26 protein-coding genes are annotated in these 24,287 nt (G+C 61.8%); 16 read left to right on the top strand and 10 right to left on the bottom strand.

The annotated features are described in order from the left end of the window. The first annotated feature begins 2 nt into the window (after window positions 1-2). From R3F07_15445 to R3F07_15435, 3 genes are all read left to right on the top strand, one after another. A complete protein-coding gene (locus R3F07_15445) occupies window positions 3-1,058 on the top strand; it encodes a uroporphyrinogen decarboxylase family protein (GenBank protein ID MEZ5277775.1) in 1,056 nt (351 codons plus the stop codon). 68 nt (window positions 1,059-1,126) lie between these two features. Continuing rightward, the gene (locus R3F07_15440) at window positions 1,127-2,104 is read left to right on the top strand and encodes a corrinoid protein (GenBank protein ID MEZ5277774.1); all 978 of its coding nucleotides are present in this window, start codon (window positions 1,127-1,129) and stop codon (window positions 2,102-2,104) included. A 50-nt stretch (window positions 2,105-2,154) separates the two neighbouring features. Next, entirely contained in the window at window positions 2,155-3,099 is a 945-nt protein-coding gene (locus tag R3F07_15435) for a dihydropteroate synthase (protein ID MEZ5277773.1), read from the top strand. A gap of 32 nt (window positions 3,100-3,131) precedes the next feature. Here the strand turns inward: R3F07_15435 and R3F07_15430 are convergent, their stop codons facing one another. The 3 genes from R3F07_15430 to R3F07_15420 are packed head-to-tail and all read right to left on the bottom strand — an operon-like array spanning window position 3,132 to window position 5,786. Beyond that, window positions 3,132-3,920, bottom strand: a complete 789-nt coding sequence (locus R3F07_15430) for an SDR family oxidoreductase (protein MEZ5277772.1) — start codon at window positions 3,918-3,920, stop codon at window positions 3,132-3,134. A 19-nt stretch (window positions 3,921-3,939) separates the two neighbouring features. Further along, a complete protein-coding gene (locus tag R3F07_15425; protein ID MEZ5277771.1) occupies window positions 3,940-5,034 on the bottom strand; it encodes an alanine racemase in 1,095 nt (364 codons plus the stop codon). Next, window positions 5,031-5,786, bottom strand: a complete 756-nt coding sequence (locus R3F07_15420; protein MEZ5277770.1) for an SDR family oxidoreductase — start codon at window positions 5,784-5,786, stop codon at window positions 5,031-5,033. Before R3F07_15420 ends, R3F07_15425 begins: the two co-directional genes overlap by 4 nt. A gap of 53 nt (window positions 5,787-5,839) precedes the next feature. Between R3F07_15420 and R3F07_15415 the strand changes: the two genes are divergently transcribed. From R3F07_15415 to R3F07_15405, 3 genes are read left to right on the top strand one after another with little or no spacing between them, the layout of a single operon-like run. Beyond that, window positions 5,840-7,180 carry an aspartate aminotransferase family protein gene (locus tag R3F07_15415; protein MEZ5277769.1) on the top strand — a complete coding sequence of 447 codons (1,341 nt, stop codon included), beginning with the start codon at window positions 5,840-5,842 and terminating at the stop codon, window positions 7,178-7,180. 16 nt (window positions 7,181-7,196) lie between these two features. Beyond that, window positions 7,197-8,717, top strand: coding sequence for a M81 family metallopeptidase (locus R3F07_15410; protein MEZ5277768.1), 1,521 nt, complete (start codon window positions 7,197-7,199; stop codon window positions 8,715-8,717). Then, window positions 8,714-9,088 (top strand): RidA family protein, encoded by a 375-nt coding sequence (locus R3F07_15405; protein ID MEZ5277767.1) that lies wholly within the window; start codon window positions 8,714-8,716, stop codon window positions 9,086-9,088. Before R3F07_15410 ends, R3F07_15405 begins: the two co-directional genes overlap by 4 nt. 86 nt (window positions 9,089-9,174) lie before the next feature. Here the strand turns inward: R3F07_15405 and R3F07_15400 are convergent, their stop codons facing one another. Next, entirely contained in the window at window positions 9,175-10,167 is a 993-nt protein-coding gene (locus tag R3F07_15400) for a Gfo/Idh/MocA family oxidoreductase (GenBank protein ID MEZ5277766.1), read from the bottom strand. Window positions 10,168-10,220: 53 nt separating this feature from the next. On the opposite strand from R3F07_15400, the gene R3F07_15395 reads away from it, so the two are divergent. After that, on the top strand, window positions 10,221-11,264 hold the full coding sequence (locus tag R3F07_15395) for a Gfo/Idh/MocA family oxidoreductase (GenBank protein MEZ5277765.1): 1,044 nt from the start codon (window positions 10,221-10,223) through the stop codon (window positions 11,262-11,264). A gap of 49 nt (window positions 11,265-11,313) precedes the next feature. Continuing rightward, on the top strand, window positions 11,314-11,655 hold the full coding sequence (locus R3F07_15390) for a hypothetical protein (GenBank protein ID MEZ5277764.1): 342 nt from the start codon (window positions 11,314-11,316) through the stop codon (window positions 11,653-11,655). Window positions 11,656-11,763: 108 nt separating this feature from the next. Here the strand turns inward: R3F07_15390 and R3F07_15385 are convergent, their stop codons facing one another. Together R3F07_15385 and R3F07_15380 are read right to left on the bottom strand one after the other, a co-directional pair. Continuing rightward, window positions 11,764-12,747, bottom strand: a complete 984-nt coding sequence (locus tag R3F07_15385; GenBank protein MEZ5277763.1) for a malate dehydrogenase — start codon at window positions 12,745-12,747, stop codon at window positions 11,764-11,766. A gap of 85 nt (window positions 12,748-12,832) precedes the next feature. Further along, window positions 12,833-13,888, bottom strand: a complete 1,056-nt coding sequence (locus tag R3F07_15380) for a 3-deoxy-7-phosphoheptulonate synthase (GenBank protein ID MEZ5277762.1) — start codon at window positions 13,886-13,888, stop codon at window positions 12,833-12,835. Window positions 13,889-14,150: 262 nt separating this feature from the next. Between R3F07_15380 and R3F07_15375 the strand changes: the two genes are divergently transcribed. From R3F07_15375 to galK, 4 genes are all read left to right on the top strand, one after another. After that, a complete protein-coding gene (locus tag R3F07_15375) occupies window positions 14,151-15,074 on the top strand; it encodes a folate-binding protein (GenBank protein ID MEZ5277761.1) in 924 nt (307 codons plus the stop codon). Then, window positions 15,067-15,315 (top strand): hypothetical protein, encoded by a 249-nt coding sequence (locus R3F07_15370; protein ID MEZ5277760.1) that lies wholly within the window; start codon window positions 15,067-15,069, stop codon window positions 15,313-15,315. Before R3F07_15375 ends, R3F07_15370 begins: the two co-directional genes overlap by 8 nt. 122 nt (window positions 15,316-15,437) lie before the next feature. Continuing rightward, window positions 15,438-15,713, top strand: a complete 276-nt coding sequence (locus R3F07_15365) for an HU family DNA-binding protein (GenBank protein ID MEZ5277759.1) — start codon at window positions 15,438-15,440, stop codon at window positions 15,711-15,713. Window positions 15,714-15,790: 77 nt separating this feature from the next. Then, the gene (gene galK, locus R3F07_15360) at window positions 15,791-16,951 is read left to right on the top strand and encodes a galactokinase (GenBank protein MEZ5277758.1); all 1,161 of its coding nucleotides are present in this window, start codon (window positions 15,791-15,793) and stop codon (window positions 16,949-16,951) included. A gap of 37 nt (window positions 16,952-16,988) precedes the next feature. Here the strand turns inward: galK and R3F07_15355 are convergent, their stop codons facing one another. The 4 genes from R3F07_15355 to R3F07_15340 form a co-directional block, all read right to left on the bottom strand. Further along, a complete protein-coding gene (locus R3F07_15355; protein MEZ5277757.1) occupies window positions 16,989-17,894 on the bottom strand; it encodes a prepilin peptidase in 906 nt (301 codons plus the stop codon). A gap of 72 nt (window positions 17,895-17,966) precedes the next feature. After that, window positions 17,967-18,875: a shikimate dehydrogenase gene (locus R3F07_15350; GenBank protein MEZ5277756.1), complete on the bottom strand. Its 909-nt coding sequence runs from the start codon at window positions 18,873-18,875 to the stop codon at window positions 17,967-17,969. A 74-nt stretch (window positions 18,876-18,949) separates the two neighbouring features. Further along, complete coding sequence (locus tag R3F07_15345; GenBank protein MEZ5277755.1) at window positions 18,950-19,819, bottom strand: transglutaminase-like domain-containing protein; 870 nt, start codon at window positions 19,817-19,819, stop codon at window positions 18,950-18,952. 139 nt (window positions 19,820-19,958) lie between these two features. Next, window positions 19,959-20,666, bottom strand: a complete 708-nt coding sequence (locus R3F07_15340) for a YggS family pyridoxal phosphate-dependent enzyme (protein ID MEZ5277754.1) — start codon at window positions 20,664-20,666, stop codon at window positions 19,959-19,961. A 72-nt stretch (window positions 20,667-20,738) separates the two neighbouring features. Between R3F07_15340 and R3F07_15335 the strand changes: the two genes are divergently transcribed. The 4 genes from R3F07_15335 to flgG all read left to right on the top strand — a co-directional run bounded on the left by R3F07_15335 (window position 20,739) and on the right by flgG (window position 24,286). Beyond that, window positions 20,739-21,635 (top strand): LysR substrate-binding domain-containing protein, encoded by an 897-nt coding sequence (locus tag R3F07_15335; protein MEZ5277753.1) that lies wholly within the window; start codon window positions 20,739-20,741, stop codon window positions 21,633-21,635. A gap of 123 nt (window positions 21,636-21,758) precedes the next feature. Then, window positions 21,759-22,283: a TlpA disulfide reductase family protein gene (locus R3F07_15330; GenBank protein MEZ5277752.1), complete on the top strand. Its 525-nt coding sequence runs from the start codon at window positions 21,759-21,761 to the stop codon at window positions 22,281-22,283. Window positions 22,284-22,742: 459 nt separating this feature from the next. Then, complete coding sequence (locus R3F07_15325; protein ID MEZ5277751.1) at window positions 22,743-23,480, top strand: flagellar hook-basal body protein; 738 nt, start codon at window positions 22,743-22,745, stop codon at window positions 23,478-23,480. Window positions 23,481-23,506: 26 nt separating this feature from the next. Then, window positions 23,507-24,286, top strand: a complete 780-nt coding sequence (flgG, locus tag R3F07_15320) for a flagellar basal-body rod protein FlgG (protein ID MEZ5277750.1) — start codon at window positions 23,507-23,509, stop codon at window positions 24,284-24,286. Window position 24,287: the final 1 nt, after the last annotated feature.

Genomic DNA, 24,287 nt, shown 5'->3' with positions numbered 1-24,287 from the left:
CTATGCGCCCCGAACAATGGGAAATCTTCAAGAAAGCCGCCCGCGGCGAACGCCTGGACCGGATCCCCATGGCCATGATCATCGACAGCCCTTGGATTCCGGGCTACGTCGGCGTCAGCCACATGGATTTTTTCCTCAATCCCGAAGTCTGGTTTGAGTCGCACCTCAAGATCCATCAGGAATTCCCGGACATCATCTTCGTCCCCGGGTGGTGGATGGAGTACGGGATGGCCGCCGAGCCCTCCGCCCTCGGCTCCAAGATCAAGTTCTGGCAGGACAACACCCCGAGCGAGTACCACACGCTCTTCCGCATCGAAGACGTGGACAAACTGCACGAATACGAGGTCGAAGCCGACGCCTTCATGGGGATGACCCTGCACCGCATCCGCATGCAGAAACAGCGGGTATTCGACGCCGGATATATCATGCCGTTTGCGACCTCACGCGGACCGATGTGCACGGCCGGCTTTGTCCGCGGCACCTCCGATTTCATGATCGATCTGGTCGAGAGTGCGGAGGGAGCCCACAAACTCCTCGATCTCTGCACCCGCCTGATCATCGACTGGCTCAAGGCCCAGCAGGCGGCGATCGGCGACTGCGTGGAGGGCATCTTCATCCTTGATGACATCGTCGGCTTCGTCAACGAGGACCACTACATGGAATACTGCCACCCCTACCTGAAGCGCATCTGCGACGCTTTTCCGGATGATTGGGTGAAGCTCTATCACAACGATGCCGACGTCGAGGCCTGCCTGGAGCACCTCCCGGACGTCGGTTTCAACGTGTTGAACTGGGGCAAGCAGACCGACATTGAAGACGTCAAATTCCGCCTGGAAGACCGGATGACGCTGATGGGCAATGTCAACCCCCTTGAAATCGGCGTAAGGGGCACGCCCGAGGAGGTGCATGCCGCCACCATGGACGTGCTGAACAAGAGCGAAGGCGAACGCATCATTCTGTCGGTCGGGGGCGGCACCAGTCCCGGAATGCCCCGCGAAAACATCCAGGCCATGTTGTCCGCGCTTAACGAATACAATGCCGGGCGCAGCTTGGGCTGACCGATCCGGCATTCACCCCTTGAACCCGGCGCTTCACCCGATGCGCCATTCCCCTGCCCACCAGAAAAATGCCAGACTACGCGCTGATGAACCAATGCCTTTACGAAGGCAAGGCGGACGATATCGCCAGGATGACGCAAGCGGCCCTTGACGAAGGGCGGACGCCACAGGAGATCCTGAATGAAGGCCTGATCGCCGGCATGAGCGTGGTCGGAGAGGATTTCAAACACAATATCCTCTACGTTCCCGAGGTGCTGATCGCAGCGCGTGCGATGAAGGCGGGCATGGCCGTGCTCAAACCGCTCTTGTCCGCGAGTGATGCTGAAACCGGCAGGAGCAGTACGACCGGTGTCCTCATGATGGGCACCGTGCGGGGTGACCTGCACGACATAGGGAAGAACCTCGTCTGCATGATGGCCGAAGGGGCGGGTTTTGAGGTCCACGACATCGGGGTGGATCAAAGCGTCGAGAAATTCATGGCCGCCGCCGACAAGTGCCAACCCGACATCATCGGCATGAGTGCCCTCCTCACCACCACCATGACCTACATGAAGACGGTCATCGACGGCTTCAGGGATGCGGGTCGCACCGAAGTCAAGTTTGCCATCGGGGGTGCGCCGATCAGCCAGATGTTCGCCGACGAGATAGGTGCGGACGGCTACGGCCAGGATGCGTCCAGCGCCGTGGACCTGTTCCTTGACTTCATGGGCGTCGGCTCCGGGCCGGCCCGGTCCGCGAAACCGGCCGCCGCCGAACCCGCCGCTCCGGCCCCCCTGGGAACCCGCTCGACCTGCCAGATTCTCTACTGGCAGGAGTTGCCCTCCGAGATCAAGGTCTGGGATGAATACAAGGAGGTGAAGATCCCGCTGCCCGCCTCCTTCGTCGAGCGCATCGATGCGGCCGCCCAGGACCGCGGCCTCACCACCGGCGATCAATACCTCGCCCAATACCGTTGGGGCGGGGAAGAGACCCGTGAAGGCGATGCCCGCGATGTCGCGGCCGCCCTGGTCAAGGAACTTGAAAACAGCGGCGGAAACGCCGGCTGAAACAGGTCCCGAACCATCGCGCACCTCACCGTCCATCCGAAAACAACACCATGTCCGCTCCCATCAGGATCATCGGCGAATTGATAAACAATTCCTATGCCCGTGCCCGCCGGGCCTTCACCGACCGCAACCCCGAGGGTTACCAGGCTCTCGCCCGGAGTCAGACGGAACTCGGCGCGGATTATCTGACCCTGAACCTCGACGGAACCCAGCGGATCTCCGTCCGCCTCGAAGAGATGGTCGCCTTTCTCCCGGAGGTCATTCACGCCATTCAGGAAGTTTCCCCGACGCCGATCAGTTTCGACAATCCCTCCGTCGACTACCACCGGGTCGCCCTGGCCAATTATGATCGCGAGCGGAGCGGGCAACCGATCGTGAACTCGCTGGCCGCGTCACGAAATCGCCTCGACGAGATGGTGGAGCTGGTCAAGGCCTACGACACCAAGGTCATCGTGATGGCATCGGAGTGCTTCATGCCGGGAGGCAGTGCCCAATGCCTCAATGCGGATGACGCCTATTCGGCCGCCAAGTACTTCGTTGAACTCCTGGTCACCAAAGCGGATCGAACACTCGACAACATCATCATCGATCCTGGACTGGCACCGGTCGGCGCCGACACCTACGGCCTGGTCAATATCGGGCTCGATGCCATGAAACGGATCAACGCCGATCCGGATCTCCGCGGTGTTCACTTTGTCGTCGGCCTTTCCAATTTCGCCTGGGGGACACCCAAGGGAGTCCGCGAGCAGCTTGAGAATGCCTACCTGACGCTTGCGCGGGAAGTCGGCCTTGATTTTGCCCTGGCCAACCCGGAAAAATCGCCCGCACCACTCGAACCCGAACATGAGATGGTGGCGCGGCTGCGCAAAGCCCTGGCTCAGGGGCGTGCCCGGGAGGGCGAAACCCAGGAGACGGCGGGTTTCCGTCAGGCGGAAGCCATCATGGCCATCTGTGCCGGTGACGACAATGACGACGATTGGGAAGATCTGGATTGACGCCTTGGGGCCGAGTTGACTTTGGATCGGACTCAATTCGCCGTATAGCCGCCATCGACCGGCAGATTGGCGCCCGTGATGTAGGCGGCGGCATCGCTGAGGAGAAAGACGACGGCACCGCCGAGGTCGCGCGGGCCGGCCATCCGGCCGAGGAAGGTCTTGCGGTTGTAGCGCTCGAGGAACGCCGGTGGCTGTTTGTTGAAGAAGCCGCCGGGGGCGACGCAGTTCACCCGAACGCCCCGGCGTCCGTAAACAGAGGCGAAGTATCGGGTCAGGTTCTCCATCCCCCCCTTATGGAAAAAATAATCGGGCACGGTCTGCATGCCGAGACCTTCGTAAAGGGAGAGGTCGGGCCCGACCATCCCCTGGATCGAACCGATATTGACCATGCTGCCCGAACCCTGTGCGGCCATCACGTCACCGAAGCAGCGGCTGATCGCGAAGAGGCCGGTCGCATTGATCCGCATGGAGATTTCCCAGGAGGCGAGATCGTCGTCGGGACCCTTCATCGGCCGGGCCACCGCATTGTTGACAAGACCGTCGACCCGGCCGTGCCGCTCAAGAACGGATCGACAAAGCGCGTCGATTGAAGGGGGATTCTCGAGATCGAGGTGAAGGCAGGTCACCGCGTGGCCCCTCGCCACCTCATCGCGGCAGACCTCTTCGAGCGCTCCGGTGTTGCGGGCGGCCAGAATGAGCGTCGCCCCGGATTCGGCGAGCTGGGCGGCCAGGCCCCGTCCATAAAGTCCGGCGCCTCCGGTCAACACGATGACTCTGCCCGCCAATGAAAAGAGTTCGGGAGTGGTGCGTTCCTGTTCCATAAACTGATCGGGGTTGCGCCTACCGGACCTGGCCACGCGCATCGACGGGCCAGAAATCCACGACGGCGTCGCCCTCGGTGATGACGATCTGATCGGTCAGATTGACCACGGGGCAGACATGGGCGGGGATCCAGAGGATCCTTTCGCCGATTTTCAGCTGGTCGACATCCGGGCCCTCGACATACCCGTGCTCTTCGTTGGCTCGGGAGAGAACGAAATCCCGTCCGTCGACGGGCCGTCCCATGATTCCCCGGCCGGTCTTGTCGCTGCTCAAGGTCTTGGTGCCGGCATCGACCAGGGCCAGTCCAGGCTCGGGTCGATCGATCACGGTCGAAAGCACATGAAGGGCCACCTGGTCGGTTTCCATCACGCCGGTGGATTCGGTCAGGGCGAGGTCGCCGAAGACGTAGGCACCGGGACGGACTCCGGTGATTCCCTCCCGGCCGGCCAGGGCGGAGGCGGTCACGCTGCATCCGGGCCAGAGGGGCAGCGATGGGTCAATGGCATCCCGAAAGGCGATCAAACGGTTGCCCAGATTTTCGAGGAGGGCGCCCCGCTCGGTGGGTGTGGTCTGATAGAATTGTCCCTCGTGGGTGTAAAGTCCGGTGAGCCGAAGGTGTTTCAGGGCAGGCAGACGGGAGGCGAGATGACGGGCGCTCTCAAGGGAGCGGAGGCCTTCGCGCCCCAGGCCCGAATCGATGGCGATCCATACGGGAAGGGTCAGGCCGGCCGAGGCCAGAACCCCTTCGAGCGCCTCGGCCTGAGCCCCGCTGGTCACAGCCAGGACAAGCTCGTCGAGCTGATCGGCCAGAGCAGCCAATCGTGGAGCGACCGACGGGTCGACCAGGGAATGGGCTATGAAGATCCGGCGCACCCCCGAAGGGAGCATGGACTCGGCTTCACCGATCTTGGCCACGGTCAACCCCTCTGCTCCACCGGCAAGCTGCCGGCGGGCGATGGCCACTGATTTGTGGGTCTTGATGTGAGGACGGAGGGCGGTCGAGCGGCGGTTGCAGGTTTCCTGCATCCTGGCCAGGTTGCTTTCGAGCCGCGGGAGATCGACGAGGATGGAGGGCGTGGGAAGGTCGGCGATGGTCCTGGGCGTCTTGTTCATGATTTGCCAATCTGGCCGACGGTCAGTCCTCCGTCCACGACCAGGATCTGACCAGTCATATAGGCTGAATCGTCCGAGGCCAGAAAAAGGGTGGGGCCGGCACAGTCCTGCTCGCTCCCGATGCGTCCGAGCAGGGTCTTCTTCTCGTAGTGGCGGCACTTTTCGGGTTCGACGTCCATCCATCTTGCGGTGAGGGGAGTCCGGATAAGTCCGGGAGCGACGCCATTCACCCGGATGCCCATCGGGGCGAGTGATTGGGCGAGGGTCCGGGTCATCATCACGAGAGCGCCCTTCGAGGTGTCGTAGGCGGTGGATTCATCCTCGGAGAAAAACCCATTGGTCGAGGAAATGACGACGATCGTCCCCTTGCGTTGCCGGGAGGCGAGGTGGCGGGCAAAGGCCTGGGAGATGAAGTAAACGGCTCGGACGTTCAGGTTCATGGTCTGCTCCCAGCGCTCCGGCGTCATCTCCAGAAAGGGCAGGTCAAAGAAGGAGCCGGCATTGCAGACAAGGGTGTCGAGATCCGGATGTGCGGCGACGGCCGTCTGGATCAACTTTTCCGGAGCCTCGAGTGACGAGAGGTCGGCCTGCAGGAACGTGCCTCCGGTGGGCGAGTCGGTCGGACGATGCCGGTTGCCGTGGCGGATGACGGTGGCTCCTGCGGATTCAAATGCGGCGGCGATGGCGCGGCCGATGCCCCGGGATGAGCCGGTGACGAGGACGGTCCGGTTCTGAAGGGAGTTTATCGTCATGATTTCGATTGGTTTGGTCTTGGACAATGACGGATATTGGGGTGACTTGGATCATGCCCTATACATTCGAGCGATCAAAGGCGATGTTTGACCGGGCTGGCAAGAGCATCGCGGGCGGGATCAACAGCGGCATCCGCAAGATGGAGGAGCCGGTGCCGCTCTACTTCACTCATGGAAAGGGCGCCCACCTGTATGATGTCGATGGAAACGAGTACATCGATTTTCAGATCGGGCAGGGCGCGATCCTCTTTGGCCACGCGCCGGAGGGCCTGGCTGCGGCTTTGGCGAAGCAGGCGTCCTTGGGCACCCATTGGGCCGCCCAGAGCGAATTGGAAATCGAGGTGGCCGAACGTGTTCAGGCGATGGTTCCCTCGGCGGAGCGGATGCGCTGCAGCAATTCAGCGACCGAGGCGGTCATGGCCGCATTGCGTCTGGCCCGGGCCAAAACCGGCCGGTCGAAGATCCTGCGGTTTGAGGGCCATTACCATGGATGGTCGGATGAAGGGCTCGCCGGTTTCGCCACCCCTCCCGCGGAGTGGGACGATGGCGGGCATCCCCGGGCCCGGCACCCGAGCGGAGGGGTCATCCCGGCGGTTCTGGACACGGTGGTGGTCGGTTACTGGAACGACCCCGCGCATCTGCGGACACTGGTGGCGGAAAGCGCGGACGAACTGGCCGCGATCATTTTTGAGCCCTGTCTCTGCAATACCTCATGCATCGAACCGGTGCCCGGCATGATCGAAACGATCCGGGAACTCTGCGACCAATACGGCATTGTGATGATCGCCGACGAGACCATCACCGGATTGAGGTTCGGGGCGGGATCGGCCCAGGGCTATTACGGGTTTACACCGGACCTGACGATCTTTGGAAAAGCCATCGGTGGGGGAGTCCCGTTTGCCGTGCTGGCCGGAAAAGCCTCCGCCATGGAGCCGATCACCCTGGGAAAGGCGGTCCATGCAGGAACCCTGAACGGCAATCCACTCTGCCTGGCAGCGGCAAAATGGTGCCTGGACCAGGTGGCCGGACAGGGGCCATCCCATCCGGAGACGATCAACCTTCTGGGCCGGCGGTTGATGACGGGTCTGCGGAATCTGGCGGATCGCAATGGAATCCCGCTCCGCCCGCAGGGCCCGGGCCTGGTCTTCTTCAGCACGATGCTGAAGGCCGGGGCTGAGGATGAGCCGGTTCGCAATTACCGCGAGCATGCCGTTCGCCACGATCAGGCCCGATGGGCTCACCTGCGTCGGTGCCTGCTTGAGGAAGGAGTCCGGGCGATTGAGCGGGGCATCTGGATGATCAGTTTCGCGACGACGGACGCTCTGGTCGATGAGGCCCTGAAGCGGGCCTCCCGCGCGTTTGTGCGCCATGCCGCCGAATGGCCGGTTTCCTGAGAGGGTGATCGGGCGCATGAAGGCGAATCGGCGGATTTTGCTGGCGGGCCTCTTTCACGAGACCCACACCTTTCTCGACCAACCGTCGACGGTGAACGATTTCTCGGTGCGAAAAGGCAAGGAATTGCTGGATTGTCGCGGAGATGGATCGCCCATCGATGGTGTTCTTGAGGCGGCCGAGGCGTTTGCCTGGACGGTTGTTCCGGCGATGGACCTCCGGGCCACGCCGGGCGGGATCGTGCCGGATGCCATCGTTGAGACCTTCTGGGAGGGACTGATATCGACCCTGCGCGGAAGCGCCCCGCCTGATGCCATCCTGCTTGTCCTGCATGGGGCCATGGTCTCGCAGAGCCATCGCGATGTGGAGGGCGAATTGCTCGCAAGGATTCGGGGCATTCCCGGACTGGAGAGGTTGCCGGTGGTGGCGGTTCTCGACCTCCATGCCAATGTAACCCCGCGCATGGCCCGTCATGCCGATGGGTTGATCCTGTATCAGAAAAACCCTCACACCGATGCGCGGGCCACCGCGGTGAGGGCGGCTCATCTTCTGGAACACCGACTTGCCTCAGGAGCACGCACCCGGGTTCTCTACGCCCACCCGCCCATGGTTCTGGCCCCCTCCGTCACCGGGACGGACGATGATCCGATGCGCTCCCTCCTTGCGGTGGCCCGGAGAGCCGAGAGGGATCATCCCGGGCTTCTCGAGGTGGGTGTGGCCGGCGGGTTCTCCTTCGCGGATCTGCCGGAAACCGGTCTCTCCTTCCTTGCGGTGGCCGAGGATGCGGCCGTGGAGACCGGTCGACGGATTCTCGATGAGCTCTGTCGGTTGAGCTGGACCTTTCGGGACCGTTGCCTGCCCGCCTTTCTGTCGGTCGAAGAGGCCGTCGAAACTCTCCTCCCGCTTTCCGATGGCCCGAATATCCTGGTCGAACCCTCTGACAATATCGGGGCGGGTGCTCCGGGCGACGGGACGGGATTGCTCCGGCTGCTCCTTCATTTTCCGGACCGTCCCTCGGCTGTGGTGATCAACGATCCTGATGCGGTGCGCCGGCTTGCCTCCGTATCGATCGGCCGGGAGGTGGATGTCGCCCTGGGAGGGCGGGGCTCGCGCTTCGACGAGGGCCCGGTTCAAATCGCCGGCACCAAGGTCTCTTCCTCGGATGGCGCTTTCAGCCTGGAGGATCGACAGAGTCACCTCGCTTCGATGAACGGTGTCCACATTGAGATGGGGCCCTGTGTCGTCCTTCGTCATCACCGGTTGCAGATCCTGGTCACGTCGAAGCGGACGCCCCCGTTCGATCTCGGCCAGCTTCGCAGCCAGGGGATCGTGCCGGAGCAGCAATGGGCGATCGCGGTCAAGGCGGCCGTCGCCCATCGACGGGCCTATGATCCGATTGCCGTGCGGTCGTTCATCATCGACACCCCGGGCCCCTGCGCCGGCGATCCTCGATCGTTTGATTTCGAACACCTTCGACGTCCGGTCTTTCCCCTCGACCCGATCGACAATCCGGAGCCACACGTCCTTCGTTACCCATGAATAAGCAAGTCATCCATAAGCCCGGCATGCCGGTTTCTCACCTGCCTTTCAGCCCGGCCGTCAAGGCCGCCGGCCTTCTGTTCGTCAGCGGCCAGGCCTCAGTCGATGAGACCGGGAAGATCGTTCCGGGCACCTTTGAAGAGGAGTTCAGGAGATCCGTTGAGAACATGAAGCGCATTCTGGAGGCGGCCGGCAGCGATCTGTCGAAGGTCGTGCAGACGCGCAACTACGTGCGCGATCCGGCGGATCTGGCGAAGTTCAACCGCCTCTACGCCGAATTGATCCCGGCCCCGTATCCGGCCCGGACAACAATCACGAATTGCCTTCCGGAGACCCTGCGCTTCGAGATCGAGTGCGTGGCGGTAGAGTGAGCGATGCCGCGCTTCGTCGAAGGGGTCAGGCCGCTTTTTGTCTACGAATCGGATCGCATTCGTAGATAAAAAGCGGCCTGACCCCTTCAAAGCAGGATTTTCCGCCCTTCCTCGATCGATTGGAAGGCCGCCTGATTGAAGGCGACGGCGCGGATGCCTTCCTCCAGGGTGGCGAGGCGGGTGGGCCTGCCTTCCATCGCCTCGACAAAGGCGCGGGCCTGATTCTGAAAGAGGAAATCGCGGTCCGGGACCGGGGAGTCGTGCCAGGTCCAGCTCCCGGCGCCGTGGGCGAAGGTCCCCCAGCGTTGATGGTGGATCTCGATGCGGACGGATCCACCGGCCGAGTGGAAGTCAAAGACGATTTCGTTGGGCGACTGGAACTGATTGAGCTGATAGGAAACCAGGGCGCGTCCCTGCCGGGTGAGAACATTGACGGTGTCTTCCACCGCGACGCCCTCAAGGCATTGATGGGCGGCCTCGGCCACCAGAGTGGTGGCGGGCCCGAGCGTCCAATCGACGGCGTTGGCGATGTGGGTGAGGGCATCCTGGATGGCGCCTCCTCCTGACTCCTTCCTTGCGTAGTAGATATCGCGATACGCGGGTCGGTAGGTGGGGAAGTGCTGCCCACAGGCGACCGTGGCATGAAGGACGGGGCCGAACGATCCCTGTCGGATGAAATCCCGGGCTGCGACGACCGCGGGAATGAAATGGTAGACGTAGGCGACCGCGGCGACCCGTTTCGAGGCGTCCCGAAGTGCGACCAGTTGATCGAGCCCGGACTGATCGAGGCTGAGGGGCTTTTCGATCAGAACGTGCCGGCCCGATTCAAGAACATGGGTGGCGATGGAGACATGACTGGGAGCGGGCGTGGCCACGAGGGCGGCGACCACGTCGTCGCGGCGGAGCAGGTCGCGGTAGTCGGCAACCGCTTCGATGTGATGGGTGGTCGCGATGCGCTCCCTCAATCCGGCCTGTGTCTCCGCGGCAATGACCCCGATCCGATCATTGGCGAGGAAGGCCCGCAGATGGCGCTCGCCGATGCTGCCACAGCCAATGATGACAATCTTGTTTCGGGTCATGGGGACTCAGCTTGCGGCCGGACGCCTGCTGTGGTTCAAAATCTGGTAGAGCCATGACCAACACGTCAACTTCTTCGAACCATTCCGAGAAACCGCTGCGCCTGGCCATGCTGGGCATGATCGAGGGCAACGCCCATCCCTGGTCCTGGTCGGCCATCGTCAATGGCTACGATCCGGAGGCCATGAAGCGCTGCAGCTATCCCGCTATTCCGGCCTATCTGGGTGAGCAGCCCCTGGATGAAGTGCGCATTCCCGGGGCGCAAGTGACTCATGTGTGGACGGATGATCCGGCGGAGGCGCCGCTGATTGCGGCGGCCGACCGGATTGCGACGGTGGCGAAAGCCCCGGAGGATGTCATCGGCCAGGTTGATGCGGTCATCATCGCGACGGATGATGGAAGCGATCATGTGCGACGCGCCCGGCCTTTTGTCGAAGCGGGCCTCCCGGTCTTTGTGGACAAGCCCCTGGCGGACAACCTGGAAGACCTCGCCTGGTTCGTGGCGGCGCGTTGTCGCGGGTCGATGATCACTTCGTCGAGCGCGCTCCGCTATGCTCCCGAGATCCTGGATCTGCGATCCCGTCTCGGCAGCCTCGGTGGTCTGCGCTGGGTCAGTTCGTTCACGGCCAAGACCTGGGAGCGCTATGGGATTCATGCGTTGGAAGCGGCCTACGCCATCACCGGACCGGGTTACAGCTGGGTGCAGACGGCCTCGCTGGATGGTGGTGATGTCGTCACCGCGGGCCACGCCGGTGGAGTCTCGGTGACCCTGCCGGCCATTCACGATGCCTACGGGTCTTTCGGTGTCATCCAGGTTTGTGGCACGGAGCGTTCGGAAAGCCTGCGTTTTGCGAGCACCTACCGGGCTTTTCGATCGCAATTGGTGGCGGTCATCGATGCGTTCCGAACGGGTCGGGATGGTCATCCGTTTCGGGAGACCGTGGAGCAGATGCTCGTCATCATCGCCGGTCGGGAAAGCCGGGCGGCCGGTGGGGCACGGGTGGTGATTGATGGCTTGCGCGATCGGCTCTTCGCGGAAGTGAGAAGGCTGAACGGAGGGGAGGGAGTCGATCCGGAAGCGTTGATGGCCGGCCTCTGATCGATGGTGATGGATTGCCTGGAAGCAATGGGGAGCCATCGTGCAGGATATGAGCGGGAATTATAAGGCGGCTTTTGAAAAGATGGAGCTCGATCGGGCCGAGCGGCACCTCTTCCTCTGTACGGGTCCCGATTGCTGTTCCGGGGAAGAAGGCGCGGTGGTCTGGAAGGCGATGAAGGCCGGCCTGAAGGCGAACCGGCTGCCGATTCTCCGCTCCAAAGCGGCTTGTCTGCGGGTCTGCCGGGGGGGACCATGGTTGTTGGTCTATCCGGAGGGCATCTGGTACGGGTCGATGACGCCGGAGCGTTTTTCCGTTATCCTGGAGCGGCACCTGATCGGGGGCGAACCGGTGGAGGCGTGGGTGGAGGCGCGGCATCCTTTGCCGGGTTAGAAGACCGTCGTGCAGGTAGGGGCCAGTCTCATGACCTGCAGGACGCCACCAAAAAAAGAGGCGACGGACCGGAGTCCGCCGCCTTGGGGAAAAACCGCCGGGCCGGGGTCAGGGAATGAGTTCGGCCACCATGGCCTTTTCTTCCTTCAATTCGGTTTCGGTGGCGACAATCCGGGTCCTGCTGAAATCGCTGACCGGAAGGTTCTGGACGATCGACCATTTCTTTCCGTCGCTCTTCATCGGGTAGGAATAGATCAGTCCCTTCTCGATGCCGTAGCTTCCGTCCGAACTGACTGCCACGCTGAAGACGTCGTCGGCCGCGGTCGGGTTGACGAGAGAACGGACCGTGTCGATGGCCGCATTGGCGGCGGATGCCGCGGAGGAGGCTCCCCGGGCCTTGATGATGGCTGCGCCGCGCTGTTGGACGGTCGGTATGAAACTGTCCGCGAACCAGGCCGTGTCGGTGATGACTTCGGGGACGGGTTTCCCGGCGATCGTCGCGTTGGCAAAATCGGGATACATGGTGGAGGAGTGGTTTCCCCAGATGGCCAGTTTCTTGACTTCGGAGACGTGAACGCCGGCCTTGATCGCGAGTTGGGTCTTCGCGCGGTTTTCGTCGAGACGGGTCATGGCGAACCAGCGGTCGGCGGGGATTTCCGGGGCGTTCGATTTGGCGATCAGGCAATTGGTATTGCAGGGGTTGCCCACCACGAGGATGCGAACATCGGCGGCGGCGTTCCGGGCGATGGCGCGTCCCTGACCGGTGAAGATCTTTCCGTTGATCCCCAGCAGGTCCTTGCGCTCCATGCCGGCCTTGCGCGGCACGCTGCCGACCAGCAGGGACCAACTGACATCTTTGAAGCCTTCATCGAGGTCGGTGGTGGGCACCATCCCGTTGAGGAGGGGAAAAGCGCAATCCTGGAGCTCCATGACCACGCCTTCGAGGGCGGGCAGGGCGGGTGGGATTTCGATCATGTGGAGAATGACCGGTTGGTCGGGTCCGAAGACCGCGCCCGAGGCGATGCGAAAGAGCAAAGCGTATCCGATCTGGCCGGCAGCACCGGTCACGGCGACACGAATGGGTGGTTTCATAGGGATTTGAGTATAGGGCCTTGCGATGGCCGAGTTCACGCAAAATCCGGCGAAATGTGCGCGGATCTTGGCAGTTGGAGGAGGTTCAGCTGAACCGTGGAGCGAGTGCCTCGTGGGCGTGGAGGAGAAGGCTTTCAGTGTCGTCCCAGCCGATGCAGCCGTCGGTGATGGAGACGCCCGGTTTCAATTGATCGCGGGGAACGGGAAAGGGTTGGCTGCCGGACTGCAGGTGACTCTCAAGCATGGCGCCGATGAGCGACTTCCTGCCGGAGGCGATCTGATCGAGCAGGCTGTGCATCACTCCGGGTTGGTTCTCCGGCTTCTTGCCGCTGTTTTCGTGGCTGCAGTCGACCATGATGGCGGGGACCAGCCCGGCCCGGTTCAGCTGATCCTCGGTCGCACGGATGGATTCGGGGTGGTGGTTCGGTCCACCGGACCCTCCCCGCAGGACGATATGGCAGTTGGGATTGCCTCTGGTGGTGACGGCGGAGGCCCGGCCGTCCTGGTCGATGCCGAGAAAGGTCTGGGGATGACTGGCCGCCTTGATCGCATTGATCGCCGTGTGGAGATTGCCATCGGTGCCGTTCTTGAAGCCGAGAGGCATGGACAGACCGGAGGCCATCTGACGGTGGGTCTGGCTTTCGGTTGTCCGGGCGCCGATCGCCGACCAGCAGATGAGGTCCGCAATGTACTGGGGGGTGATTGGGTCGAGGAGTTCGGTCGCGGTTGGAAGGCCGAGATCGAGAACATCGCGAAGAAACGACCGAGCGAGGCAAAGTCCACCGGGAAGATCCCCCGAATCGTCGAGGTGGGGGTCCATGATCAGGCCTTTCCAGCCGATTGAGGTCCTCGGCTTTTCGAAATAGACCCTCATGACGAGGAAGAGCCGATCGGAGACGCGTTGGGCGAGATCCGCGAGGCGGGCGGCATACTCGCGTCCGGAGGCAACGTCATGGATGGAACAGGGTCCGACGACGACCAGCAGACGGGGGTCGTCGCCAAAGATAATCCGGTGGATTTCCTGGCGGGTCCGGATGACGAGATCGGTCTGGGAGTCGGTCCGGGGGATCTCGTTCAGGAGATCAATGGGCCTGGGCAGGACGCGGGTCGCAGTGACATTGATATCGGAAGTCTGTCGCACGGCGGTGCAGTCTTCCGATCGGAGATCGACTGTCGAGGGCGAACCGTCTATCAGACAACTCGAACCCGAAAAAAAGTAAGGCGGGCCGCCTACCCCTAAGCGACCCGCCATTGCTTTCTTAGTTACCCCAAAAACCTCCGCTAAGCAGAGGAATTCGAAACTATGGCAAAAGGTGCACGCGGATTTTGTGTTCGTCAAACATATTTCTGCAATTTCCTGCACTTTTTTTGACGGACAGAAGAAAACAGGCTAGAGACCGAGCATGTTGAAAGGCGGATTCCATCTCTATCGACCGGGGACGTGGCTCTCAGTGAGGGGCAGTGATGCGGCTTCGTTTTTGCAGGGACAGTTCACGAACGATTTACGGGCCAAGATCGCACATTCATGCACATATGGTCTGTTTCTGGACCGGAAAGGGAAGGTCCGGGCGGATGGATTTGTCATGCAGGCGGGAGAGAACGACTTCCGGATCCTCAGCTATGAGAGCGACGGTGCTGACCTTCGGGAACGGTTGGAGGCGTTTGTCATCGCCGACGATGTCGAGATCGGGGACAAGACCGGAGAGGTCGAGGGTATCGCCTTTCTGGGAGAGGAAGCCGTCGGCTGGCTGGAAACGCAGGTTGGTCGACCGGGACCCGGACAGTTTCTTGAAGTCGACTCGGGTTGGGTTTTTCAGGGGCGTCGCTCGCTCGGTCCCCAACTCGAGTGGATTCTGCCTGGGGATTTGGTTGAGGACGCTTTGAACCGGCTTCGGGCGGACGGTCTGGTTGAGCTTGAACGTCCCGTAATGGAGCGGGAAAGAATACGGTCGCGCGCGCCCTCCATCCCGAGAGAGATCGGTCCGTCGGATCTGCCTCAGGAGGGCGGTTTGGAGCGTGACGCGGTTTCGTTCACCAAGGGATGTTACCTCGGGCAGGAAGTGATGGCCCGTCTGCGTGCCATGGGCCGGGTGCGGCGCAGCCTGGTAGCCGTCCATGTCGCGGGTCATCCGGCGGTTCCCGCCCGGTTGTATGATGGCGATCGGGAGGTGGGGGAGTTGCGGTCGGTTGTCCCCGGGGATGGAATCGGCGTGAACGGGATGGCTCTGATTCGAACGGAGGCGGTGGGGCGGGAATTGTCGATCGAGCCGGGTGGTCCGGCTCGGGTTGTGATTTCCGGTGGAGCAATCGAGGATGACCATGGGTGACGTTGATGACCAATCGGAGGTGGCAATGCTGGCCCGGCTCTGCAGTCAGTGGGGGGCCGGCGAAACACAGTCGGTCGTCATGGCGCGTCAGCTCCTCAAGCGGGCCGGCCAATTGGCTGCGGAGCGGGGAACGGCGCGGGAGGAGGAGCTCCGATATCTCCTGGAACTCGTCGTGGCCGGTCGGACCGGCGGGTCGGTCGAGGATCGCTTGCGACCGCGGACGCAGGGGGATCCCGATTGAACCTTTGGTGTTTGGGACCGGTAGAATCTGAATATTTCAGTTGACGGAGAATTGGGAAGCACTTCGGCTGTTGGGCCGGTCGTTTGACCCGCACCCCCCCTAACCCCGGAATTCTCCTAAACATGAATAAATCAGAGTTGGTATTGGCCGTTCAGAAGTCATTGGGCAGTGAAACCTCCAGAGCCGCAGCGGAACGTGCGGTTGATGCCGTGATTGACGGTATCATGAAGGGCATCAAGAAGGACAAGGAAGTCCAGTTGATCGGATTTGGAGCGTTCAAGGTGGCGAAACGGGCCGCTCGCAAGGGTGTCAACCCGCGGACCAAGGAGACGATCCGGATCAAGGCCTCTCGGACAGTGAAGTTCAAGGCCGGGGCTGGTTTGAAGAAACTTGCCTGATCCCTGGCCACCGGGCCATCGAACGATCAGGCATTCCACGGTGTTTCCGGGAGGTTCAATTCGATCCTGAATCCGAGATGAACCGCCAAGGCGCCGCCCGAATCCTCTTCGAGAACACCTACGGGTCGAGTCCGGCCCTGCTGGCCAGGGCGCCGGGGCGGATCGAGGTGATCGGCAACCATACCGATTATAATGGAGGCACCGTCCTGGGCGCGGCCATCGATCGATCGATTGAGGTGGCTTTCCGGCTCCGGACCGATGGGGAGATGGCGTTCGTGTCGGATTTTTCATCCGGCGTGGTCCGGCTGACTGACGGGATCGCCCGCCGGGAGGGCGCCGACGCCTGGGCGAATTACCCCATTGGCGTTCTGGCTTCGCTGGAGAAGCGTGGCTTGAGACGGACCGGCGGATTCGAGATGGCGATCACCTCGGATCTTCCTTCCGGGGCGGGGTTGAGCAGCAGCGCGGCCCTGGAATTGTCCAGTGCCCTTGTTCTCACGAAGGCGTTCGGTCTGGACTTGGATCGCCGTGAACTGGCCATGGCAGCCCGCGAAGCGGAGAATGAATTCGTGGGCATGCCCTGTGGCATCCTCGATCAGGGGGTGTCGGCCTTCGGTCGACGCGACCAACTGGTTCACATTGATTGCCGCGGGCCTGATTTTTCCACCGTTCCCATACCGGCCGGGGTTCACTTCTGGATCTTCAACACCCACCAGAAACACGCACTGGTCGAGTCGCTCTATTCAACCCGCCACCGGGAGTGCATGGAGGCGGTAACGCGCCTGCAGGCGTTTCTTCCCGAGATCCAGCAACTCGCCGATATCGATCCCGACCAGCTGAGGGAGGTCCTTGAGCGGTTGCCTGATCCGGTCGGTCGTCGGGCCCGCCATGTGGTTGAGGAGATCAGTCGGGTCCGGAAGGCGTCCGGTTGTTTTGCCAGTGGAGATCTGTCCGGTGCGGGAGCCCTCCTCTATGCGAGCCATGAGAGTTCACGGCTGCTTTTCGAGAATTCGACGGTGGGATTGGATGATCTGGTGGACCGCTTGAGGAATCGACCGGGAGTTTATGGCGCCCGTCTGACCGGCGGTGGCTTCGGCGGAGCGGTCCTGGCCATGACGGACGAGGCTTTCGCGATGGACGATGCACGGGCGATCAGCGGGAGCTATGGCGCGCGCTTCGGTCAGCCGGCCGAGATCATTCACGTCCGGACCGCGGACGGTGCGAGTCTCTGCCCGTGAAGAAAGCCTTTCAGTGCGGATCCTTCCCGGTCGCGGGCTATCGGAAGAGGTCCGCAATGTTGGCGAAATAGGCGTCGACGTAGGGACTCAGGAGGAGGAAGTAGAGAAGGGCGCCGGCTGCGAGCATCGGGCCAAAGGGAGTCTGGCGTCCGAAGACGGCCGGTGATTCCTCTTCGCCTGGGGTGGTCACTTCGTGCTTTTTCCGGGGCAGGAGGTTACGGACGAGAAGCCCGACGGCGATGGCAAAGGTGCCGATGACGGCTCCGCCGAAGATGGCGAAAACCGCACCCTGCCAGCCGATGAACGCGCCGATCGCCCCGAGAAACTTGACGTCGCCGAAGCCCATGGCCTCCTTGCGCAGGATGAGCTCGGCGATGAGGGCGATCCAGAGGATGATGCCGGAGCCGACAAGCAGCCCGATCACGCTCAGGAAACCCGACCGCAGGGAGTCGATCACCGGCTGGCTGCTCGACCCCAGGTGGAGGCTGGGCACGGCGATCGACAGGATCACCCCGATGACCGCACTCCCGATGGTGAAGCGATCGGGGATGATCATATGGTCGAGATCGATAAAGGTGGCGCAGATCAGGAGGGAGACGAAGACCATGCCGATTGCGGCGGTGGCCGGGGGGAGCTGCCACCAGCACGCGAGAAAGAGCAGGCCGGTCAACAGTTCGACCAGGGGGTAACGGATACTGAAGGGGCGACCGCAACAGCGGCTGCGGCCTCTCAGGAGGAGCCAGCTGAAGATCGGGATATTGTCGAACCAGGCGATCGGCCGGCCGCAGGCACAGCGCGATCCCGGAGTGACGATCGACCGGCCTTCAGGTATCCGATAGATACATACATTGAGAAAGCTCCCGACCACGGTGCCGAGGATGAAGGCGAGTCCGAGGAAGAACCAGGGAAACTGCTGATTGATGGCGGCGAATTCGATCAGCATGATTTTGCGTCTGTCGGGGAAGTGATGAAATGGGTGGTTGGAAAAGAAAGGCGCGCGGGACCGGACCGTTTCTCAGGAGGGGGTCAGTCCGGCGCGTGCGCCCCGGAACATGGCGTCGACCGGAACCTCGGCCTTCGACCAGATTCCGAGACTGCGGACCCCCTGGAAGATGAGCATGGAAAACCCGTTGGCGCAGGCGAGTCCGGCCCGGCGGGCGGACCGCAGGAGGGCGGTTTCCGGAGGATTGTAGATCATGTCGAAGACGCAGGGGCGCCCGCGGAGGCGGCTAAGGTCGATCGGCTCAGGATCGGCTGGTTTCAAACCGGCTGAAGTGGCATTGATGACAAGGGCATCCGGCGGGAGGTCGGCGGGGGGGGCCGCCGGATCAAAGGTCCGGATGGCGGCCGAGGGATGGAGCGCCCGGAGGCTCTCGGTCAGCTCATCGGCCCGTCGCCGGGTGCGGTTGCCGATGGCGATCTCCCGGCAGCCTCGTTGCAGACATTCGATGGCGGCCCCGCGGGCGGCGCCACCGGACCCGAGCAGGATGACCGGATCCGAGCCGAGTTCGAGCTTGAGGTCGTGTCGAAGGCCCTCGGCCAGGCCGTAGCCGTCGGTATTGAAGCCCACATACCCCCCGGGCTGCCAGAGCAGGGTGTTGACCGCGTTAATGGGAAGGGCCGAAGGGTCGACACGCCTGATGAGGTCAACCGCGAGGATCTTGTGCGGCACGGTCAGATTGATCCCGAGGAAGCGTTTCCCGTGGAGCAGCTCGAGAGCGACCGGAAGATCGTCGGGATGAACCTCGAATCGGTGGTAGCGCCAGTCCCTGAATTCCGGCCGGGTCCGCGCCATCTCGGCGAGAGCGGTATTGTGCATCGGCGGGCTGACCGAATGCCGGATGGGGTGGCCGAGAACGGCGAGAGCGGTCCCGGGTGCGGACCACGTGCGGAGATCTTCGAGGGTAAGGACGTCGTCGGGCACCGGTGAATTGGTCCCGGGGATCAAGCCACAGGCCGGGAAAGACTGTCAAGCCGCGGGAGGATATCCCGGTTTGATCAACCTCGGACCTGCTGCCGGTGAACCGCTTCGAATTCTTCGACAAAGCCGGCGAAGAGACGGGCGTTGGCGAAGTCGTGGGCCGCGGTGAAGTGCTGGGCGAGGTTCCGGCAGGACCGGCAGAGAACCTCCCGGACGGGGGAGGGGGCGAGATCGCTCACCTTGGGCACAAGGTTGTTGCTTCGAATCAGGCCGAACACATCGTCCGGCGTCCGCAGAAGACCTCGTTGGAACGGGTCGATGAAGAAGGGTTCGCGTTCGTCGAAGCAGCCCACCATGAAATGGCCGGGTACGGCGATCGGCTCGAGCCGGATGCCGCAGCGGTCGGCCACCAGGATGTAGAGGATGGACAACGAAATGGGGATTCCCTTCCGCCGTTCGAGCACCTGGTTGAAGAAACTGTTTCGGGGATCGCTGTAGTGCTCGACGTTGCCGACGAAGCCGTACTCGTGGAAAACGACGCGGTTGATGACGCGGCATTTCTCCCGGATCGACATGGGCTCGGCGATAAGCTGGCGGCAGCGGGCGGAGATGGAATCCAGATGCGAGCAGGATTCGGCAATGGTGAACTCGGGGTAGAGGGTCCGGGCCATCAGGTACATCCCGGTCTCGAGTTCATAGTTGAGGGAGCGGATGAAGTCGCGGAACTCGGCAATGGGGTCGGCGAACTTCAGCTCGTTCAGGTAGCGACTGGCGAATCTTCCAATGAGGCGGTTTGGACCGCGGCCGATATCCTGGAGGAACCGGATCCCTTCCCCGCCCATCTTCTTGAACTCGGTGAGGAGAGCCTTGCGAACCGAGGGAGATGGATCGTCCAGGAGCTCGATCAGGGCCGCCTGGCGGGCGCTGGATTTGGTTTCGCCGTTCACAGCTCCCATCAAAGCCCGGGTGGGAGCAGGCGCAATCCGTAAAAAAAGTGTTCACTTCAGTTAGGGGTTTGGCGCAGGGGACGATCAGGTTGCGCCCCGAGGGGCGGTCCGTAATGGTCCGGGTGCGGAACTTCCGAACTCAGTCTCGAGGGCCGAAAAGGATGGTCCCGAGACGCAGGAGCGTGCTGCCTTCGAGGACGGCCTCCTCAAGATCGCCGCTCATGCCCATGGACAACACGGGGAGGTGCCGGCCGAATTGCGACTCGAGCCGGTCGCGGCAGACGCGGAGACGGGCAAAGGTCTCCCGGGCCACTCGGCGGTCTTCGCTCAACGGTGCAATCGTCATGAGACCGTCGACCTGGAGGTTTCTGCAGGAGTACGCGTGCTCGAGAAGGTCGGGTGCCTCCTCAAGTCCTGCACCGAACTTGGCGGGATCCCTTCCGGCATTCAGCTGGAGGAGAATCGGGATGATCCGGCCCGCCTCGGCGGCCTGCCGGTCGATCTGGTCGATCCCTTTCCGAGTGTCGACACTCTGAATGCGGCTGAAGTGCAGGACGGCCGCTCTGACCTTGTTCGATTGGAGATGACCGATCAGTTCCCAGCGCATCGATGGATCAACCTCCGCCATCTTGGCGATCGCTTCCTGGACCCGGTTCTCACCGACGGCCGGGAGACCGACCTCCCGGACGGCGGTGACGGCGGCAGCCGGGAGGGTCTTGGTGACGGGAAGTATCTGGATGGATGCCGGATCCCGTCCGGCCTGCTCCGCCGCCCGTCCAATTCGTTCGCGTACGTCGGCCAAGCGCCGGGCGAGCCGATCGGTCAGACCCTCAGAAGAAAAATGCATTACACCAACTACTTATTATTTGCTTTATGATTAGAGCTAATTATGTATTCTCTACGTTACCCCTTTAGACCCATGCAAATAGAGAACTTCAAGATTTTTGCGGACCTGGTCGAGACGAAGAGTTTTTCCAAGGCGGCCAAGTTGAACGGTATCACGCAATCCGCCGTAAGCCAACAGGCCCGTTCGATGGAGCGGCATTTCAAGACGCTGATGATCGACCGGAGTCAGAAACAGTTCCAGCTGACCCGCGAAGGGGCCCGGGTTTACGAGACGGCCAAGGATATCCTGCACAACTACGAAAAGCTCGCCAGTGAGCTGCAGGAGATGAAGAAGGTGATCAGCGGGACCATTCGCCTTTCGACCATCTACAGTATCGGGCTTCATGAACTGCCGCCCTACATCAAGAAGTTTCTGACGGACTTCCCCTCTGTGAATATCCGGGTGGAGTACCGTCGTTCCAATCTTGTGTATGAGGACATCCTGCACAACGCGGTGGATTTCGGCCTGGTCGCTTTCCCGGTCAAGGTGCGCCAGATTGAGATCATCCCGTTCCGGGAGGATCGGCTCCTGCTGATATGCCATCCGAATCACCCGTTGGCCAAGCACAAAGAGGTGGATGTGAAGCAGTTGGCCAAGCACAAGTTCATCGGGTTCGATCCGGATATCCCCACCCGCAAGGCGATCGACACCATTTTCCGGGATCATAAGTTCGAGATCGAGCCGGTGATGGAGTTTGATAATATCGAGACGGTCAAGCGGGCGGTCGAGATCGATGCCGGTATTGCCATAGTCCCGAAGGCGACGGTCACCCAGGAGGTCAAGCAGGGCACCCTGTGCGCGATCCCCTTCAAAGGTCGGGGCTTCTCCCGACCCCTTGCACTGCTCCACCGGAAGGGTCGGGTCCTGGCACCCGCCATGAAGAAATTCATCGAAACCCTGGAATCAGGTCCGCCGCCAGGGGTCGATTGAAAAGCACAACGGTATCCGGGGAAGGCGCCGATCGAGTTGAGATTCTTCAGGATCTGACTCATCTTGGCCCTTCTCCCGTTGTTTTGCGGAATATCAATCCCGGTTCGTGCGTCTGATTCCCTTATGAAGCGTCTGCTCCAATACAGTTCACTGTTTGTCTTTATCGCCGTTCTCGTCGTTCTGGCCCAGCGCGGCGCGGCCAGCAGCGGCGATGGTCCCGCGGAAGAGATCGGCGGTGTGGCGCCGGCCTGGGAGTTGCCGCTGATTGGCGGCGGAACGTTCAATTCGTCCGACCTAGCGGGCAAGATCGTGGTGATCGATTTCTGGGCGACCTGGTGTCCTCCCTGCCGGGCGGAAGTCCCGGATTACGTCGAAATGCAGGAAGCCTACCGCGAGAAAGGCCTGGTCATCGTGGGTATTTCCTTTGATGAGGGCGCCAACGCGGAAGCCCGGGTCGCCAAGTTCATGGAGGACTACAAGATCAATTATCCGGTGGTCATGGGTGACTATGCCGTGGCCGAGGCCTTTGGCGGTATTCTGGCGTTTCCGACGACCTTTGTGGTCGATCGCGAAGGCCGCCTGGTCCACCGGAAGGTCGGCTATAAACCCAAATCCTATCTGGAGGAGATTATCTCCGGATTGCTTTGACCGGCCGCGAGCAGGGTGGGATCGGTCTGAACAATCGTTGACGGCTCGAACGGCACGGAAGGTCGGGGGGCCTTGTGAACAATGATGTCCGATTCAAAGCTGACGCACCCCGGGAGAAACTGAAGACTCGATGCGACGAGCAGGACAGCGGGAAATTTGCCGAATCTCATGACGCTGAGTTCCTTCGGCTCCCGCGATCAGCCTTTGATTGCGATACGGCGCTGCCTTGGGAGATTGAACGGGTTTTGACGGTGCCTTCGGTAAGTCCCAGGGAGTTGCTGGTGGATTTCCGAGCGGTGAATGATACGCCGCTGACGATTCATTGAGAGGGCGGACGAAGGCGGCAAAAAGGGACTGTCGGAGACCGGGCAATTCTTGCCTGTTCGGTTGCTCAAAGATTTTTGGTATTGTTCATCAACGACTTAAGCATATTGGCATGGCCACTGCTTTGTCGACGGCGTGATCAGTGGTGTCTACCAGAATGCAGCCTCCATCAATGCGCTCCAGTCGTGGAACGATGTCATTTCCCAGAACATCGCCGCGGCGTCCCGTCCAGGCTACAAGGGAAAAGCGGTTTCATTTGAAGCTGCGTTGACCGGCGGACCGGGATCGGTCGGTTCCGACGGGATGCCGAGTCGGATGCCGCGCCCGGTCACGAGGACTGTGTTTGCCCAGGGGGAAGTCCGGACGACGGGTCTCGAGACGGATTTTGCCATCAAGGGGTCAGGATTCTTCCAACTGGCACGACCCGATGGACAGATGGTCTACACTCGGGACGGCGGATTCATTCTGAACCGTGAACGCACTCTTGTGAACAAAGAGGGCTTTTCGGTCATGGGCGTCGGCGGTCCGATCCAGCTTCTTCCGGAGGGCGGAGTCGTCACGATGGAGGAGGACGGCACCCTTCGCCAGGGCGACCAGGAAGTCGGTCGGCTTTCTTTGGTCGAGTTCACGCGCCCCGATTGGCTGATTGATGTCTCGGGCGGAATGGCGATCGATCCGGATCGCCCCCAATTCGGCACTGCGGTGCCCTATCCGCAGCTGGTCCAGGGCGCGATCGAGTCGAGCAACGTCTCTTCCATTCACGAAATGGTCGACATGATCACGGTCAACAACGCCTTTCAGGCCAACCAGCGGGTCATCTCCAGTATCGACCGGGCCATGGAGCGAGCGGTCGAAATCCTCGGCAATACCTGATCCCCGCATTTTCCCTACTCTCGATCATGAACCTTTCCATGTATTCAGCGGCCACCGGAATGGAGGCCCAGCAGATCAACCTCAACACGATCTCGAACAACATCGCGAACGTGAACACGGTGGGCTTCAAGAAGAGCAAGGTTGAGTTTCAGGAACTGTTCTACACAACCCAGTCGCCGGCCGGGTCCGAGTCGGGCGACGGCAATGTCGTTCCCACCAGCGTGGCCTATGGAAATGGAGCCGAGGTCGTCTCGACGACCAAAGTCTTCACCCAGGGACAGATGACACAGACGGGGGGCGAACTCGACCTCGCCATCCAGGGAGACGGTTTTCTCGAAGTACAGCGGCCGAACGGGGACAGCGCCTACACCCGTGACGGTGCCCTCAAGGTCGGCCCGGACGGGCGGATCATGACGAGCAGCGGCCTGCCCGTCCTCAGCGGCTTTCAACCGATCCCGGACGGCACAACTTCAATCGCCATTTCACCGACAGGCGACGTGACCGTCACCAGCGCCACCGGAACCCAGTCCTACAAGGTCCAGTTGACCCGGTTTGCCAATCCGACCGGACTGGAGAGCCTGGGCGGAAACCTTTACGTGGAAACGGCCGCGAGCGGCCTCCCGGAAACAGGCAATCCCGGCGAGGATGGCACCGGCTCCCTCCTCCAGGGATACCTCGAGGCATCAAACGTCAACGTAGTGGAGGAGATGGTCAACATGATTCTCGCCCAGCGGGCCTACGAGATGAATTCCAAGTCGATCCAGACCTCGGACGAGATGCTCCAGGTCATCAGTCAACTCACGTAGT

Source organism: Opitutaceae bacterium, from assembly GCA_041395105.1.
GTDB lineage: Bacteria > Verrucomicrobiota > Verrucomicrobiia > Opitutales > Opitutaceae > B12-G4.
Note: the sequence above shows the minus strand (reverse complement) of the source record. Positions and strands in the feature narration are given on the sequence as shown.